A 383-nucleotide genomic window follows, 5' to 3' on the forward strand; every position below is an offset into this window, starting at 1 on the left:
CATGGGCTCAGTGGCGGCCTCGATGCAGCATTGCTACCGGGAACGGAATACACACAATGCTGACCAGGAACGCACACCCGACAATCAACACCTGGTCGCCAAAAGCACGGACGAGGCGATGGGAAAACTGCGGGCTTTGCTGCCAGAGAAACGGCGCAAAGATGCGGTTTTGACTGTCGAATACGTGATGACGGCCAGTCCTGATTGGTTCGAGAAAGCTACACCAGAACAGGAAAAAGCGTTCTTTCAGCAGTCCTTGCAGTGGTTGGCGGACAAGTACGGGGCCGATCGCATTGTTACGGCCAGTATCCACCGGGGCGAATCCACGCCACACCTGTCGGCTTTCTTCCTGCCCCTGTTTCAATACAAACGCCTCAGCCCCA

General features: G+C 56.1%; 1 protein-coding gene. It reads left to right on the forward strand.

Annotated features, from left to right (window positions below):
* Position 1 precedes the first annotated feature (1 nt).
* A partial coding sequence (locus tag GHO42_RS04695; protein ID WP_178114895.1) for a plasmid recombination protein occupies positions 2-383 on the forward strand: 382 nt, incomplete at its 3' end.

It is taken from the genome of Pseudomonas sp. FSL R10-0056, from assembly GCF_009600105.1.
Classification (GTDB): Bacteria; Pseudomonadota; Gammaproteobacteria; order Pseudomonadales; family Pseudomonadaceae; genus Aquipseudomonas; species Aquipseudomonas bubulae.